9 protein-coding genes are annotated in these 14,023 nt (G+C 68.2%); 4 read left to right on the top strand and 5 right to left on the bottom strand.

Features of this window, described 5'->3' with window-relative positions:
• Positions 1 to 76: 76 nt before the first annotated feature.
• The 4 genes from ASC94_RS19640 to xapA all read right to left on the bottom strand — a co-directional run bounded on the left by ASC94_RS19640 (position 77) and on the right by xapA (position 5,538).
• Positions 77 to 2,461, bottom strand: coding sequence for an aldehyde dehydrogenase family protein (locus tag ASC94_RS19640; RefSeq protein WP_373888123.1), 2,385 nt, complete (start codon positions 2,459 to 2,461; stop codon positions 77 to 79).
• A 21-nt stretch (positions 2,462 to 2,482) separates the two neighbouring features.
• Positions 2,483 to 3,439, bottom strand: a complete 957-nt coding sequence (gene deoC, locus ASC94_RS19635; RefSeq protein WP_056399093.1) for a deoxyribose-phosphate aldolase — start codon at positions 3,437 to 3,439, stop codon at positions 2,483 to 2,485.
• Positions 3,436 to 4,629 carry a phosphopentomutase gene (locus ASC94_RS19630; protein WP_056399091.1) on the bottom strand — a complete coding sequence of 398 codons (1,194 nt, stop codon included), beginning with the start codon at positions 4,627 to 4,629 and terminating at the stop codon, positions 3,436 to 3,438. Before ASC94_RS19630 ends, deoC begins: the two co-directional genes overlap by 4 nt.
• A 69-nt stretch (positions 4,630 to 4,698) precedes the next feature.
• Positions 4,699 to 5,538 carry a xanthosine phosphorylase gene (gene xapA, locus ASC94_RS19625; RefSeq protein WP_056399088.1) on the bottom strand — a complete coding sequence of 280 codons (840 nt, stop codon included), beginning with the start codon at positions 5,536 to 5,538 and terminating at the stop codon, positions 4,699 to 4,701.
• A gap of 229 nt (positions 5,539 to 5,767) precedes the next feature.
• Between xapA and ASC94_RS19620 the strand changes: the two genes are divergently transcribed.
• Genes ASC94_RS19620 through ASC94_RS19610 form a run of 3 tightly spaced genes read left to right on the top strand, consistent with a single transcriptional unit; the run spans position 5,768 to position 8,733 of the window.
• Entirely contained in the window at positions 5,768 to 6,883 is a 1,116-nt protein-coding gene (locus tag ASC94_RS19620) for a carbohydrate kinase (protein WP_056399085.1), read from the top strand.
• 17 nt (positions 6,884 to 6,900) lie between these two features.
• The gene (locus ASC94_RS19615) at positions 6,901 to 7,821 is read left to right on the top strand and encodes a pseudouridine-5'-phosphate glycosidase (protein ID WP_056399081.1); all 921 of its coding nucleotides are present in this window, start codon (positions 6,901 to 6,903) and stop codon (positions 7,819 to 7,821) included.
• 12 nt (positions 7,822 to 7,833) lie between these two features.
• On the top strand, positions 7,834 to 8,733 hold the full coding sequence (locus ASC94_RS19610) for a LysR family transcriptional regulator (RefSeq protein ID WP_056399078.1): 900 nt from the start codon (positions 7,834 to 7,836) through the stop codon (positions 8,731 to 8,733).
• 38 nt (positions 8,734 to 8,771) lie between these two features.
• Here ASC94_RS19610 and ASC94_RS34370 read toward each other — a convergent pair whose 3' ends face one another.
• The gene (locus ASC94_RS34370; protein WP_373888128.1) at positions 8,772 to 12,617 is read right to left on the bottom strand and encodes a DUF4214 domain-containing protein; all 3,846 of its coding nucleotides are present in this window, start codon (positions 12,615 to 12,617) and stop codon (positions 8,772 to 8,774) included.
• Positions 12,618 to 13,218: 601 nt separating this feature from the next.
• On the opposite strand from ASC94_RS34370, the gene ASC94_RS34365 reads away from it, so the two are divergent.
• Positions 13,219 to 13,701, top strand: coding sequence for a DUF1775 domain-containing protein (locus tag ASC94_RS34365; protein ID WP_373888127.1), 483 nt, complete (start codon positions 13,219 to 13,221; stop codon positions 13,699 to 13,701).
• Positions 13,702 to 14,023 lie beyond the last annotated feature (322 nt).

Below are 14,023 nucleotides of genomic sequence, written 5' to 3'. Positions count from 1 at the left end.
CCCGCCCTACGCAATCGATACATGCACTCGCAGGTTCGTAGGGCGGGTTAGCACGCAGTGCGTAACCCGCCAACCTTTATACGCCGTACGGTATCCAGATGTTTTTCACCTGCGACGCGTGCGCCAGCACGGCGCGGCCGCCCGCCTGCGCTGTGCTGTACCAGTCGCGGCCTTTGGCGCCGCCGGTCCAGGTGCGTTTCAGGGACGCGGCCGACAGGCGCTCCACTTCGGCGCAGCCTTCGGCCGAACCGTCATGGCGCCACACCGCGTCGACGTCCGAGTGCGATGCCAGCGTGCGCGCCAGCTCGTCCGCAGAGCCGGTGACGATGTTGACCACGCCGCCCGGCAGGTCGGAGGTGTCGAACACCTGGTACAGGTCCGTGGCCGACAGCGGATGCGCTTCCGACGGCACCACCACCACGCGGTTGCCCACGGCGATGGCGGGCGCCACCAGCGAGATGAAGCCCAGCAGCGGCGACTCGTTCGGCGCCACGATGCCGATAACACCGACGGCTTCGTTCAGCGCCACGGTGATGCCGTGCATCGGCGGCTGGTGCGCCAGGCCGTCGTACTTGTCGGCCCATGCCGCCCAGTAGAACAGGCGCTCGATGGCCGCTTGCACTTCCCTCTCGGGATTCTTGGCGCCGGTCATGGCGCCGATGCGGGCGGCGAATTCCTCGCCGCGCGCGGCCAGGTTCTCGGCGATGTAGAACAGCACCTGCGCGCGGTTGTGCGCGGTGGCCTTGGTCCAGCCGGTGGCCTTGTGCGCGGCTTCCACGGCGTTGCGGATGTCCTTGCGGTTGCCTTCGCCCACTTCGCCGACAAACTTGCCGTCCGCGCCGTGCACTGCGCGGCTGTAGGCGCCGTCCGGGCGGGCCTGCTTGCCGCCGATGTACAGCTTGGCGGTGCGGTCGATGGCGAATGCGTCGGCGGCGGCCGGCGCAGCCTTGGCTTTCGCGGGCGCCGCCAGCACGGGCGCCGCAGGGCGCGCGTCTTCCGACACGGGCACCAGATATTCGTACATGCCTTCACGGCCGCCTTCGCGGCCGTAGCCGGATTCGCGGTAGCCGCCGAAGCCGCAAGCGGCATCGAACTGGTTGGCGGTGTTGATCCACACCACGCCGGCCTTGATCTGCGGTGCCACGTCCAGCGCCAGCGAAATGTTCTCGGTCCACACGCAGGAGGCCAGGCCGTACACGGTGTTGTTGGCCAGCTGTACCGCTTCAGGCGGCGTGCGGAAGCTCATCGCCACCAGCACCGGGCCGAAGATCTCGGCTTGCGCCACGGCGGCCGAGGTCGAGGCGCCGGTGATCAGGGTGGGCGGGAACCAGGAGCCGTCGGCCGGGATGGCGCAGCCGGCCGGCTGGTACACGGTGCAGCCTTCGCTGCGCGCCGACTCCACCAGGCCGTGGATGCGCTGGCGCTGCACCGGGTCGACCAGGGCGCCGATGTCCATCGACTTGTCGAGCGGCGAGCCGAGGCGCAGGTTGTCCATGCGCGCACGCAGCTTGTTCAGGAAGCGCTCTTCCACGGACTCCTGCACCAGCAGGCGCGAACCGGCGCAGCAGACCTGGCCCTGGTTGAACCAGATGGAATCGACCAGGCCTTCGACCGCGGCGTCCAGGTCGGCGTCTTCGAAGACGATGAAGGGCGACTTGCCGCCCAGTTCCAGCGACAGCTTCTTGCCGCTGCCTGCGGTGGCCTGGCGGATCAGGCGGCCCACTTCGGTGGAGCCGGTGAAGGCCAGCTTGTCGATGCCTGCGTGGTTCACGATGGCTTCGCCCACGCGGCCGTCGCCGGTGACGATGTTGACCACGCCGGCCGGCACGCCGGCCTGCACGCAGATGTCGGCGAACAGCATGGCGGTCAGCGAGGTGAACTCCGCCGGCTTGAACACCACGGTGTTGCCGGCAGCCAGCGCCGGGGCGATTTTCCACGCCAGCATCAGCAGCGGGAAATTCCAGGGGACGATCTGGCCCACCACGCCCACCGGGCGGTGGTTGGCGAATTCTTCGTCCTGCAGCTGGGCCCAGCCGGCGTGGTAGTAGAAGTGGCGCGCCACCAGCGGCAGGTCGGCGTCGCGGGTTTCGCGGATGGTCTTGCCGTTGTCCAGCGTTTCCAGCACGGCGAACAGGCGCGCATGCTTTTGCATCAGGCGCGCGATGGCGTACAGGATCCTGGCGCGGCCATGGCCGCCCAGTCCCTGCCAGGCCGGCTGCGCGCGGCGCGCGGCTGCCACGGCGCGGTCGACGTCGTCGCCGGTCGCCTGCGTCAGCCTGGCCAGCTCCTTGCCGTCGGCCGGGTTGGTCGAGGCGAACACTTCACCGGCGTCGCTCCAGGCGTTGTCGATGAACAGGCCGAACTGGCGGCCCTTCTGGTCCAGCCACGCTTGCGCTTCTTTCTGGCTTTCTGGTGCCGGGCCGTATTCCATGGTGTTGAGGATCTCGTTGATAGTTGGCATAGCGGTGTCTTCTCGATGTTCTTACGGTTGCGCGTGACGGTGAGCGGCGGAGTAATTGCCGGTGACGTAGTGCTCCAGCTGGCGCTCGATGTCGGTCAGCAGGCTCGATGCGCCGATGCGGAACAGGTGCGGCTCCAGCCAGTCATTACCCAGTTCCTCTTTCATCACCGTCATGTACTGCAAGGCGCCCTTCGCGGTGCCCACGCCGCCCGCAGGCTTGTAGCCGATCTTGAAACCGGTCTGCTCGTAGAATTCGCGGATCGCGCGCACCATCACCAGCGACACCGGGATGGTGGCGTTCACGCCCTCCTTGCCGGTGGAGGTCTTGATGAAGTCGGCGCCGGCCATCATGCACACCCACGAAGCCTTGGCCACGTTTTCCAGGGTCACCAGGTCGCCGGTGGCCAGGATGGCTTTCACGTGCGCTTCGCCGCAGGCTTTGCGGTAAGCCAGCATTTCGTCGTACAGCGCCTGCCAGTTGCCGGTCAGGACGTGCTGGCGGGTGATCACGATGTCGATCTCGGTGGCGCCCGCGGCCACGCTCAATTCAATCTCGCGCACCTTGGTTTCCATGCTGGTCAGGCCGGCCGGGAAGCCAGTGGAGACGGCAGCGATGGGCAGGCGGCCTTGCAGCACCTGCACCGCCGGCTTGATCATCTCGTGGTACACGCACACCGCGCCGGTGGTCACATTCGAGACGCCCAGCGCTTCCACCAGGTCCGAGCGCAGCGGACGCATGGCCTTCATGCACAGGCGCTCCACGCGGCCCGGGGTGTCGTCGCCCGACAGCGTGGTCAGGTCGATCAGGCCGATGGCCTTCACCAACCAGGCAGCCTGGTACTCTTTCTTCACCGAGCGGCGGTTCGCCAGCGAGGCGGCGCGGCGGTCGGCCGCTGCCTTGTTCACGTGGATATGGTTCAGCCAGCTCAGGTCGAGGGCCATGGCCTCGGTGCGCTTGAAGTCGTGCGGGATGGTCATAAGAGGTTGGTTCCGTTGGAAAGTGGTTTCACGCCCAGGTGGTGGGCCAGCGTCTGGCCGATATCGGAGAAGGTCTCCGAGATGCCGAGCGGGCGGCCTTGCACGCCTGGACCGAAGAAGATCATCGGGATGTGTTCGCGGGTGTGGTCCGAGCCGGGCGAAGTCGGATCGCAGCCATGGTCGGCCGTGATCACGCACAGGTCGCCGTCCTTCATCTTCGCGAAGAATTCGGGCAGGCGCGCGTCCATCTCGTGCAGCGCGTTCGCGTAGCCGGCCACGTCGCGGCGGTGGCCGAAAGCCTGGTCGAAGTCGACGAAGTTGACAAAAGTGAGCGACTTGTCGCCCGCCTCGTCCTGCACTTTCAGCAGCGCGTCGAACAGCGCCATATTGTCCGGGCCCTTGACCACGCGGCTCACGCCTTGCGCGGCGTAGATGTCGCTGATCTTGCCCAGGGCGATCACTTCGCCGCCGTCGTTCTTCACGTGGTCCAGCAAGGTGGGCGCGTGCGGCGGAATGGCGTAGTCGTGGCGGTTGGCGGTGCGCTTGTAGTTGCCGTTGGCGCCCACGAAGGGACGCGCGATGATGCGGCCGATGTTGTACGGCTTGACCAGCTCATAGGCCTTCTCGCACATGTCGTAGAGGCGCTCCAGGCCGAAGTGCTCTTCGTGGCAGGCGATCTGCAGCACCGAGTCGGCCGAGGTGTAGAGAATCGGCTTGCCGCTGGCGACGTGCTCATCGCCCAGCTGGTTGATGATGGTGGTGCCGGAAGCGTGGCAGTTGCCGAGGAAGCCGGGCACGCCGGTCAGTTCCTGCAGCTTGTCGGTCAGCTCCTTGGGGAAGGACGGCACGGTCTTGGGGAAGTAGCCCCAGTCGAACAGCACCGGCACGCCGGCGATTTCCCAGTGGCCGCTCTGCGTGTCCTTGCCGGTGGATTGCTCGCGCGCCGCGCCGTAGGCGGCGGTGAAACCGTCGCGCAGGGCGAAGCCTTCGGCCCACTGGCCGCTGGCCGCGTGGGCGGCGGCGGCCAGGCCCAGTTTTTCCATGTTGGGCAGCGACATCGGCTTGCCTTCCCTGGCAGCCCAGGCGGCGATGTGGCCGAAAGTGTTGGTGGCGCTGTCGCCGTATTTGTCGGCATCGGGCGTTGCGCCCAGGCCGAAGGAGTCCAGCAGGAGGATGAATGCGCGTGACATGATAGGCTCGCTCAAAAGGTCAGTTTATGCCGAATAAAGCACAGGGGCGGTCCAGCCGCCCCTTTCTTCTTACGCCTTAGGCGTTTTTGCCACGTTTTCCACGAAGGCCAGGATCAGCTTGATCAGGCTTTCGGCGCCGATGGCGGCGTATTTCAGGGTCTGCTCGTGCGACAGCGGGAACGGCGACAGGCCTTCGGCCAGGTTGGTGATGACGGACACGCCCACCACCTTCAGGCCGCAGTGGCGCGCCGGCACCACTTCCGGCACCACCGACATGCCCACCACGTCCGCGCCCAGCGTCTTGAAGGCGCGGATTTCAGCCGGGGTTTCGAAGTTCGGGCCGGCGTAGGCGATGTAGACGCCGTCGTGCAGGGTGATGGACTGCTCTGCCGCGGTGCTCTTGAGCAGGTTGCGCAGGTCGGCGTCGTAGGCGTTGGCCATGCTGAAGAAGCGCGGGCCGAAGCGTTCGTCGTTCGGGCCGATCATCGGGGTGCCGGGCAGGAAGTTGATGTGGTCGGTCAGCGCCACCAGCGCGCCGGCATCGACTTCGGGACGCAGCGAACCGGCCGCGTTGGTCACGAACAAGAAGTCCACGCCCAGCAGTTTCAGGGTACGCACGGCGGAAGTCATCACGCCCAGGCCGTAGCCTTCGTAGAAGTGGCCGCGGCCCTTCAGCATCACCACCTGCACGCCGTTCAGGGTGCCCAGCACCATGGCGCCGGCGTGGCCGTGCACGGTGGAGATGGGGAAGCCCGGCAGTTCGTCGAAACCGATGGTCACCGCGTCCGTCATCTGTTCCGCCAGCACGCCCAGGCCGGACCCCAGGATCATCGCCAGGCGCGGCTGGAAGTTCGCCGGCATGCGCGAACGGACGATGGCGGCGGCCTGGAATGGAGAATTATTAGACATGGTTATCCTCGTTTTTAAGATGTTTGACTATGAGATTGGGCGCTGCGTGGACGGATGATGACGTACGAATTTACAGGCGACACTATGCCTCAGCGCTTATATGTATGGCAAATACCATTTTTCTTGTCCATTTATATGAAAGTCGTATAAATTACGGGTTGATGCTTAATTTGACAGCATGCGGACAAATGTTTACGATGAGAGACAAATGTTTACAAGGCTACCGCCCGTGTCGGACACATCCAAAAAAGAACAGCTCTACGAACTGATCCGCGCCAATCCCTTCGTCTCGCAGCAAGACCTGGCGGTCGAGCTGCGCCTGTCGCGCTCGGCCGTGGCGGGCCACATTGCCAGCCTGATCCGCGAACGCCGCCTGCTGGGGCGCGCCTACGTGCTGCCCGACAAACGTCCTGTACTCTGTATAGGCGCTGCCAACCTGGACCGCAAGCTGCGCACGCTGCAGGCCCTGCAGCTGGGCACCTCCAATCCCGCCTACGCGGAGGAAGTGCACGGCGGGGTGGCGCGCAACATTGCCGAGAACCTGGCCCGCCTCGGCCTGCCCTCGGCGCTGCTGACGGCGGTGGGCGACGACGCGGCCGGCAATTCGCTGCAGTCGCGCGCCGAAAGCGCCGGCATCGACACGCGCGGCACCCTGCGCCTGGGCGACACCTACAGCGGCACCTACACGGCGGTGCTCGACGAGCGCGGCGAAATGGTGCTGGCCCTGGCCGACATGGCGCTGTACGACCAGATGACGCCCGATTTCCTGGCCAGCCGCGCGCCGCAGCGCAGCGGCGCCGCCATGGTGGTGGCCGACCTGAACCTGCCGCTCGACAGCGTGGCCATGCTGCTGCAGGAGGCGCGGCGCGACGCGGTGGCGCTGATCATCGTGGCCGTGTCCCAGCCCAAGATGGCGCGCCTGCCCGCCGAGCTGCACGGCCTGCGCCTGCTGGTGCTCAACCGCGGCGAGCTGGAAACCCGCGTCGGCCGCGCGCTGCCCGACGAAGCGGCGCTGGCAGCGGCCTGCCGCGAAGTGCAGCAGCAAGGCGCGCAGGACATCATCATTACCTGCGGCGGCGAGGGCGTGTTCCACACCAATGCGCGCGCCGGCGCCGAAGGCCTGAGCTGGCTGCCCGCGCCGCAAGTGGACGTGGTGGACGTGACCGGCGCCGGCGACGCCTTCGCGGCCGGCGTGTGCTGGTCCATCTACCAGGGCAGCAGCGACCTCACGCTGGCCTGCCGGCGCGGCCTGAAGGTGGCCGCCATGACCCTGGAAAGCCCCGACACCGTCTCCCCGCTGCTGGCCGCCGACATCCTCGACGAGATCAGCGAATTCCACTACTAGGAACCCAAGGACCAACCATGCACCAATTCCTCTCCTACTCGGCCGAAGTGGCCAATGCGCGCGCGGCGGGCAAACCCGTGGTGGCGCTGGAATCGACCATCATTTCGCACGGCATGCCCTACCCGCAGAACGTGCAGACCGCCAAGGAAGTCGAACAGATCATCCGCGACGCGGGCGCCGTACCGGCCACCATCGCCATCATTGGCGGCAAGATCTGCATCGGCCTGTCGCCGGAGCAGCTGGAATTGCTGGGCAACGCGCCGGACGCCATGAAGGTGAGCCGCCGCGACCTGCCCTACGTGCTCTCGACCGGCAAGCTGGGCGCCACCACGGTGGCCGCCACCATGATCTGCGCCGAGCTGGCCGGCATCCACGTGTTCGTCACCGGCGGCATCGGCGGCGTGCACCGCGGCGCGGAAACCACCTTCGACATCTCGGCCGACCTGCAGGAATTGGCGCAGACCTCGGTGGCCGTGGTGTGCGCGGGCGTGAAGTCCATCCTCGACATCGGCCTCACGCTGGAATACCTGGAAACGCACGGCGTGCCCGTGGTGAGCGTGGGCCAGCCGGGCTTCCCGGCCTTCTTTACGCGCGAGAGCGGCTTCAACGCCGACTTCCAGCTCGACACGCCGGCCGAACAGGCCTCCTTCATCAACACCAAGTGGAAGCTGGGCCTGAAGGGCGGCGTGGTGGTGAGCGCGCCCGTGCCGCAGGCAGACGCCATGCCGAAAGCCGAGATCGACGCCATCACCGCGCAGGCGCTCGGCGAAGCGGCGGCGGGCGGCGTCACCGGCAAGAAGGTCACGCCCTTCCTGCTGGCGCGCATCAAGCAGCTCACCGAAGGGCGCAGCCTGGCCACCAACATCGCGCTGGTGAAGAACAACGCGCGGGTGGGCGCCGAACTGGCGCGCGCCCTGCTGGAGCACCCTGTCGCATAACGAAGGCAAATCATGTCCATCGACCTGAAACAGCTGAAGTACTTTCTCGCCGTGGCGGAAGAAAAGAGTTTCAGCCGCGCCGCCGAACGCCTGCACATTTCGCAGCCGCCCCTGAGCCAGCAGATCATGAAGCTGGAAAGCGAACTGGGGGTGCGCCTGTTCGCGCGCACCACGCGCACCTTCGAGCTGACGGTGGCGGGCAAGGCGCTGATGTCCGAGGCGTCCGAGCTGCTGGCCAAGATGCGCATGACCATCGACACCATCCGCCAGATCGACCGGGGCGAGGTGGGCCGCCTGCGGGTGGGCATCGTGGGCTCGGCGATGTGGGGGCCGATCCCGTCGCTGCTGGAAGAATTCCAGAGCAAGTACCCGCGCGTGACGTGGACCATCCACGAATTCGGGCCCACGGTGCAGTACGAGGCGCTGCGCGCCAAGCAGATCGACGTGGGCTTCTGGCGCGAACCCAGGCTCAACGAGGACGACCTGAAGAACGACAACCTGCGCCAGGAGCTGTGCTTCCGCGAAAACGTGTGCGTGGCGCTGAACGAGCATCATCCGCTGGCCAAGCAGGACGCCATCGAACTGACCGACATCGCCAGCGAACCGATGCTGACGCTGGCGCTCGACAAGTCCGCCTTCCCGCGCTACCTGATCCAGTGCTGCGTGAAGGCCGGCTTCCAGCCGACCATATTCCAGGAGGCGTCCGAGCCGCAGACCCTGCTGGCCATGGTGGGCGCGGGGCTGGGCGTGGCGCTGCTGCCTGAGACCACCAGCCGCATCGGCTGGCCGGGCGTGGTGTTCGTGCCGATCCGCACCAACCCGCCCTCGGCCAATCTGTACATCACCTACACCACGCTGGACGACGCGCCGGTGGTGCGCGCCTTCCTTAACATCCTCAAGCCGGCTGCGTGACGGTCCGGCGGGTTACGCCCCTGCGGGGCTAACCCGCCCTACACCAGCCATAGGCCGTCGGTGCCGAACTGGGCGGCCTGCACGGCGTCCTGCGCGATCCATGCACCTATCAGTTCGGCGCGGGTGTGGCCGGCCAGGTAGGCCTGCCACGTGGCGATGCCGCCGGCCGCGCTGTCTGCCAGGCCCGAGTTGGCGTACAGCGCCTGCACGAAGGCAGCATCGCTCACGGCGTCGTAGCGTGCCTTGAACTCGGCCGATGCAGCAAAGCCGGCGGCCCACCCGCCACTGCCCCCATCGGCGCTCTCGCCGCGCTCCAGCCACCAGCGCACGCCGGCCGTGTCGCCGGCGCGGTCCAGCACCGCCTGATAGAGCAGGCCCAGTTTCTCCAGCTGCGCCTTCGGCGCCTGCAGGAAGGCCAGGTCCAGCGTGCCATCGCTGAAGGCGGCCGCTTCGATGCTGCTCAGGGTGTCGATGTCCCCGCTGGCCTTGTCGCCAACCTTGATCTGGCCTTCCGCGCCAAGCAGGAAGCGGTAGCCGGCCCGCGCACCACTGTAGACTGCCGTGTCCTGGCCGTCGCCGCCGGCCAGCACGTCGCTGCCCGCGCCGCCATCCAGGCGGTCATCCCCGCTGCCGGCAAACCAGCCCTGTTCACGCGCCACGCTGCCGCTGCCTACCGCATACCCCTGCGCCGTGAGCGCCAGTTCGCGGTGCTCGGGGCTCAGCGCCATACCCAGCAGCACCTGCGCCCTGCTCGCCCCTTGCGCCAGCAAGCCTTCCCAGAATTGCTGGCCCGCCGCCTCCGCTGCGCGCCCTAGCATGTGCTGATACAGGCCGGACACGAAAGCGCTGTCGCTCTGCGCGCCATTGGCAGCCTGCCACTCGGCAGACTGCAATATGCCTTGCGCCACGTCCTGGAGGGAAAGCCCGCGCTGCGTCCAAAAGTCCAACCCGGCCAGATCCGGCGCCCGTTCCAGGGCCCCGTACAACAGCGCCACGTCCACCAGGGCGGCATTGCTGACGCCAAGGAAGGACAAGCCGGCAGCCGCGCCATTCAGCTCCGCCTTCTGCACGGTTTCCAGGCGGCCGTCCGCAAATACCGCCTGGTCGTGGCGCGCGGTGAGCTGGCCGCCGGCGGATACCAGGAATTGCCAGCCGCCGGTGTCGCTGCGCCCGCCCTGCAGCATGTCGCTGCCACTGCCGCCGCGCAGCACGTCGTTGCCGGTGCCGCCTGCCACCAGGTCGTCGTCGGCGCCGCCGTCCAGCGTGTCGTTGCCGCCCATGCTGCCGATGAAGTCATTGCCGGCGCCGCCGGACAGGCTGTCGTCCTCGGCGCCCAGCATGATGTTCTGGCTGGCCGCGTCGCCCACCACGTAGTTCTGGCCGCTGCCGCCGCGCACCGTGACCGCGCCCACCACGGCGGCGAAGTCCACGTCGTTCAGCTTGAGCGTGCTGCCGGCCGGCAGCTGGCTGGCGTCGATGACGATGCCGATGGCGGTGGCGTTGCTGCCCCCGGCCGGCGGCGCCGACGAGCTGCCGAGGATCTCGATCGAGGTGGCGGCCGCGCCGGGCGCGCTGCTCAGCACCAGCGTCTTGGTCTGCAGCTTCACGTCCGTGCCCAGCTGCGACAGGAAGCCGCCGCCCTGTCCGGTCATGTCGGCCTGGGTGTCCGAGCCGCTTTGGGTGCGGCTCTCGATGCGCAGTATCAGGTCCAGCAAGGCCTGGCTGTTGTTCAGCAGCGTGGTGGCACCCGTGGCCACCAGGCCGGTGCCGGTGGGCAGGCTGACGGTGAGCTGGGTGGCGGGCGCGCCGCCGGCGGCGCCCAGGCCGAGCGGAATGTCGGCCAGGCTGGAATGCGGCGAGCTGGGATCTTCCTCCCGCCCCGGCGCGATCACCGGCACGGTTACTGCCTGGTTGACCAGGCCGGTGGCCGGGTCGGTGGTGGTGACGGTCTGGGTGGGTACGCCGTCCACCGTGCCCGGCACCGGCGTTGGCGTGACAGGCCCGGTCGGCGTGCTGACCGTCAGCGCGGGCGAGGTGCCGCCGCCGCCGCTGTTGCCCGCGATGTCGGTATAACTGGCTGCCGCCACGGTCACGCTGGCGGGGCCGGCGGTGGTGGCGATGAACTGCGCGGTGCGCACGGCACCGCTGCCGGACAGCGGCCCCAGCGTGCCGCCGCTGACGGCAACGTCGCCCGCGCTGCCGTTCCAGGTGAAGCTGGAGCCGGGCGTCTCGCTGAAGGTGAAGGTGATGGTGGCCGACTCCCCCACTGCCAGCGTGGCCTTGTCGCTGGTGATGGCCAGCGTGGGCGCGGTCTGGTCCAGCGTCAGCACCTGCCCGGACGTGTAGCCGGCGGCGGCCGCGTTGCCGACGGTATCCTGGATGGCGGTGCCGCTGGCATTCAGGTCCAGCCGCAACGTGCCTTCTCCAGACAGGTTGTTGACGCTGACGGTGTAGGTGTTGCCGCTGCCGGTGACGGAGGCAATGCTGCCGTTGGCGCTGCCGGTGGCCGTCAGCGCGAAATCTCCCGCATCCACGCCGGTCACGCTGTCGGCGAAGGTCACTGTGTAGCTGGACGTGGCGCCGTTGGTGGCGGTGGCGCCGGCCGGCGCGATGGAGGCGACCACGGGCGCGGTGTTGTCGATGGTGTAGGCCGCACCGCCGGTGTAGCCGGCGGCCGCGTTGCCCGCGGCGTCGGCAATGCCGGTGCCGCTGGACTTCAGGTCAAGCCGCAGTGTGCCGTCGCCGGACACGCTGCTGACCGTAACCGTGTAGGTGCTGCCGCTGCCGGTGACCGAGGCGATGCTGCCGTTGGCGGTGCCGGTGGCGGTGAGCGCAAAGTCGGACGGGTCCACGCCGGTGACGCTGTCGTCCAGCGTGACGGTGTAGGTGACGCTGGCGGCCTTGGTGCTGGCCGCGCCGCCCAGCGCAATCGAGGACACCGCCGGCGCTGTATGGTCCAGCGTGTAGGTCGCCCCGGCCGTGTAGCCGGTGGCCACGCCGACATTGCCGGCGTTTTCAATCTGGGTGCCGCTGCCGTTCAGGTCCAGGCGCAGCGTGCCGTCTCCCGCCAGCGTGTTCACGGTAACGGTATAGGTGTCGCCGCTGCCGCTCACGCCGGCGATGCTGCCGCCGGCCGACCCGGAGGCTGTCAGCGCGAAGTCGGCGGCGTCCACGCCGGTCACGCTTTCGCTGAAGGTGACGGTGTAGTCCACCGAGGCGGCGCTGCCGGCCACCGTGGCGGACGCGCCGGCCGCGCGGACGATGGAGGTGACGGTGGGGATGTTGGCCACCGTCAGCGTGAAGGCCTGGTTGCTCACATTGCCGGCCGCGTCGGTGGCGGCGACGTAGAAGGCATAGCTGCCCGCGCTCAGCGCCGAGCCGCCCACGTTGAGGGCGCTGCCGGAGATGGCGAAGCTGGCGTTGTCCGCGTCGTTGCTGCCATTGCCCGCCACCAGGGCGTAGCTGACGGCGTTGCTGTCGGTGGCCGACAGCGTGAGGATGGACGCGCCGCCGGTGGCGGAGGCCACGGCCACGGTGGTGCCGCTCAGCGCCACGCCGGACGGCGCCGTGGTGTCGATCTTGAGCGCCAGCCCGGACGAGGCCGAGGACACGTTGCCTGCCGCGTCGGTGGCCTTGACGGTGACCGTGTGGCTGCCTTCGGCCATGGCCGAAGCGGTAATGGACCAGTTGCCGCCGGTGGCCACGCCGCTGCCCAGCACAGTCACGCCGTCGGTGTCGTACAAGGTGACGGTGCTGCCGCTTTCGGCCGTGCCGCTGAGGGCGGGCGTGGTGTCGCTGGTGATGTTGTCGCTGGCCGAGCTGCCGCTGTCGCTGCCCATGTCCAGGTCGGGCGCGGACGGCGCGGACGGCGCGGACGCATCCACCGTATAGGCCTGGCTGGCGGCAGCGCCGTCGTTGCCGGCGGCGTCGGTCACCTTCAGCCGCAGCGTGCCGCTGGCGGCCAGCGTGACGCCGTTCCACGTCAGCGTGGTGCCGGAAACCTTGCTGGTGATGTTGCTCCAGGTGGCGCCGCCGTCGAGCGAGCCGTACACCAGATCCGATCCCCCCGGCGCGCCGCTCAGCGTGGCGGTAACGGTTTGCGCAGCGCTGCCGGTGACAAAGTCGCCGGCCGTGCCGGTGTCGTTCGACAGCGCCAGGGCACTGAAGGTAACGGTGGGCGCCACGCTGTCCACGGCGGCGTTGCTGCCGTCGGCGGCGGTGCTGCTGTTGCCGGCATCGTCGGTGGCGGTGACGGATACGTTGCGGCCGGTGACGCCGTTCAGGGCCCCGGCAGCGATGGTGTAGCTGGCGCTCCAGGTGCCGGACGAGTTGGTGGCTGCCACTGCGGCGCCGCCGCCGAACTGGCTGAAATCCACCGTGACGCCGGCGATGTCGCCGTTATTGTCGCCGCCGGCAGTGTTGTTCCAGCTGGCGGTGACAGTATCACCGATCTTGTAGGCGCCGCCGGTGCCGCTGGCGCCGGAAATGGCGATGCGCGCATCGCTGACCGTGGGCGCGATGCTGTCCACCACGGCGTTGCTGCCGTCGGCCTTGGTGGTGACGTTGCCGGCATCGTCGGTGACGGTGAAGCTCACGTTGCGGGTGCCGCTGTCGACAGCGCCGGCGGTGACGGTAAAGGTGGCGGTCCAGGTGCCGGAAGATGCGCTGGCGGTGACCGCCGAACCGCCGCCGAACTGGCTGAAGTCCACCGTGGCGCTGGCCATGTCGCTGTTGTTGTCGCCGCCGGCCGTGTTGTTCCAGGTGGCGGTGACGGTGTCGCCGATCTTGAACGCGCCGGCGGTGCCCGAGCCGCCGCTGATGCTGAGATTGGCGTCGCTGACCACCGCGGCCTGGTTGTCCACCTTGAGGCCGGTGGTATCGGCCTTGGTGGCGGTGCCGCCGCCGCTGGTGGCGCTGACCGAGACATTCCTGCCCGTTTGGTCGATGCTGCCTGCGGTGATGGTGTAGCTGGCGGTCCAGGTGCCGGACGCGTCGCTGGCGGCCACCGCCGCGCTGCCGCCGAACTGGCTGAAGTCCATGGTCACGCCGGTGACGCCGCTGTTGTTGTCGCCGCCGGCGGTATTGTTCCAGGTGGCGGTGATAGTGTCGCCAACCTTGTAGGCGCCGCCGGTGCCGGACCCGCTGGAGGTGACGGCGATGGCCGCGTCGCTGACGGTGGGCGGCGGTGCCACGGCCTTCACGTCGTCGATGACCAGGTCCTGGAACAGGGCGTATTGTTCGGAGGTGAAGGTGATGGAGGTGACGTCGTTGAAGGCGGTCAGTCCGGACT

Source organism: Massilia sp. Root418 (assembly GCF_001425265.1).
In the GTDB taxonomy this organism is placed as follows: Bacteria; Pseudomonadota; Gammaproteobacteria; order Burkholderiales; family Burkholderiaceae_D; genus Rugamonas.
Note: the sequence above shows the minus strand (reverse complement) of the source record. Positions and strands in the feature narration are given on the sequence as shown.

Excerpts from the sequence above, each read along its gene's own strand:
- ASC94_RS34365 (WP_373888127.1), top strand. The coding sequence starts at position 13,219 with ATGGCGATGCGCGCATCGCTGACCGTGGGCGCGATGCTGTCCACCACG.
- ASC94_RS19630 (WP_056399091.1), bottom strand. The coding sequence starts at position 4,629 with ATGTCACGCGCATTCATCCTCCTGCTGGACTCCTTCGGCCTGGGCGCA.
- ASC94_RS19615 (WP_056399081.1), top strand. The coding sequence starts at position 6,901 with ATGCACCAATTCCTCTCCTACTCGGCCGAAGTGGCCAATGCGCGCGCG.
- ASC94_RS19610 (WP_056399078.1), top strand. The coding sequence starts at position 7,834 with ATGTCCATCGACCTGAAACAGCTGAAGTACTTTCTCGCCGTGGCGGAA.
- ASC94_RS19640 (WP_373888123.1), bottom strand. The coding sequence starts at position 2,461 with ATGCCAACTATCAACGAGATCCTCAACACCATGGAATACGGCCCGGCA.
- xapA (WP_056399088.1), bottom strand. The coding sequence starts at position 5,538 with ATGTCTAATAATTCTCCATTCCAGGCCGCCGCCATCGTCCGTTCGCGC.
- deoC (WP_056399093.1), bottom strand. The coding sequence starts at position 3,439 with ATGACCATCCCGCACGACTTCAAGCGCACCGAGGCCATGGCCCTCGAC.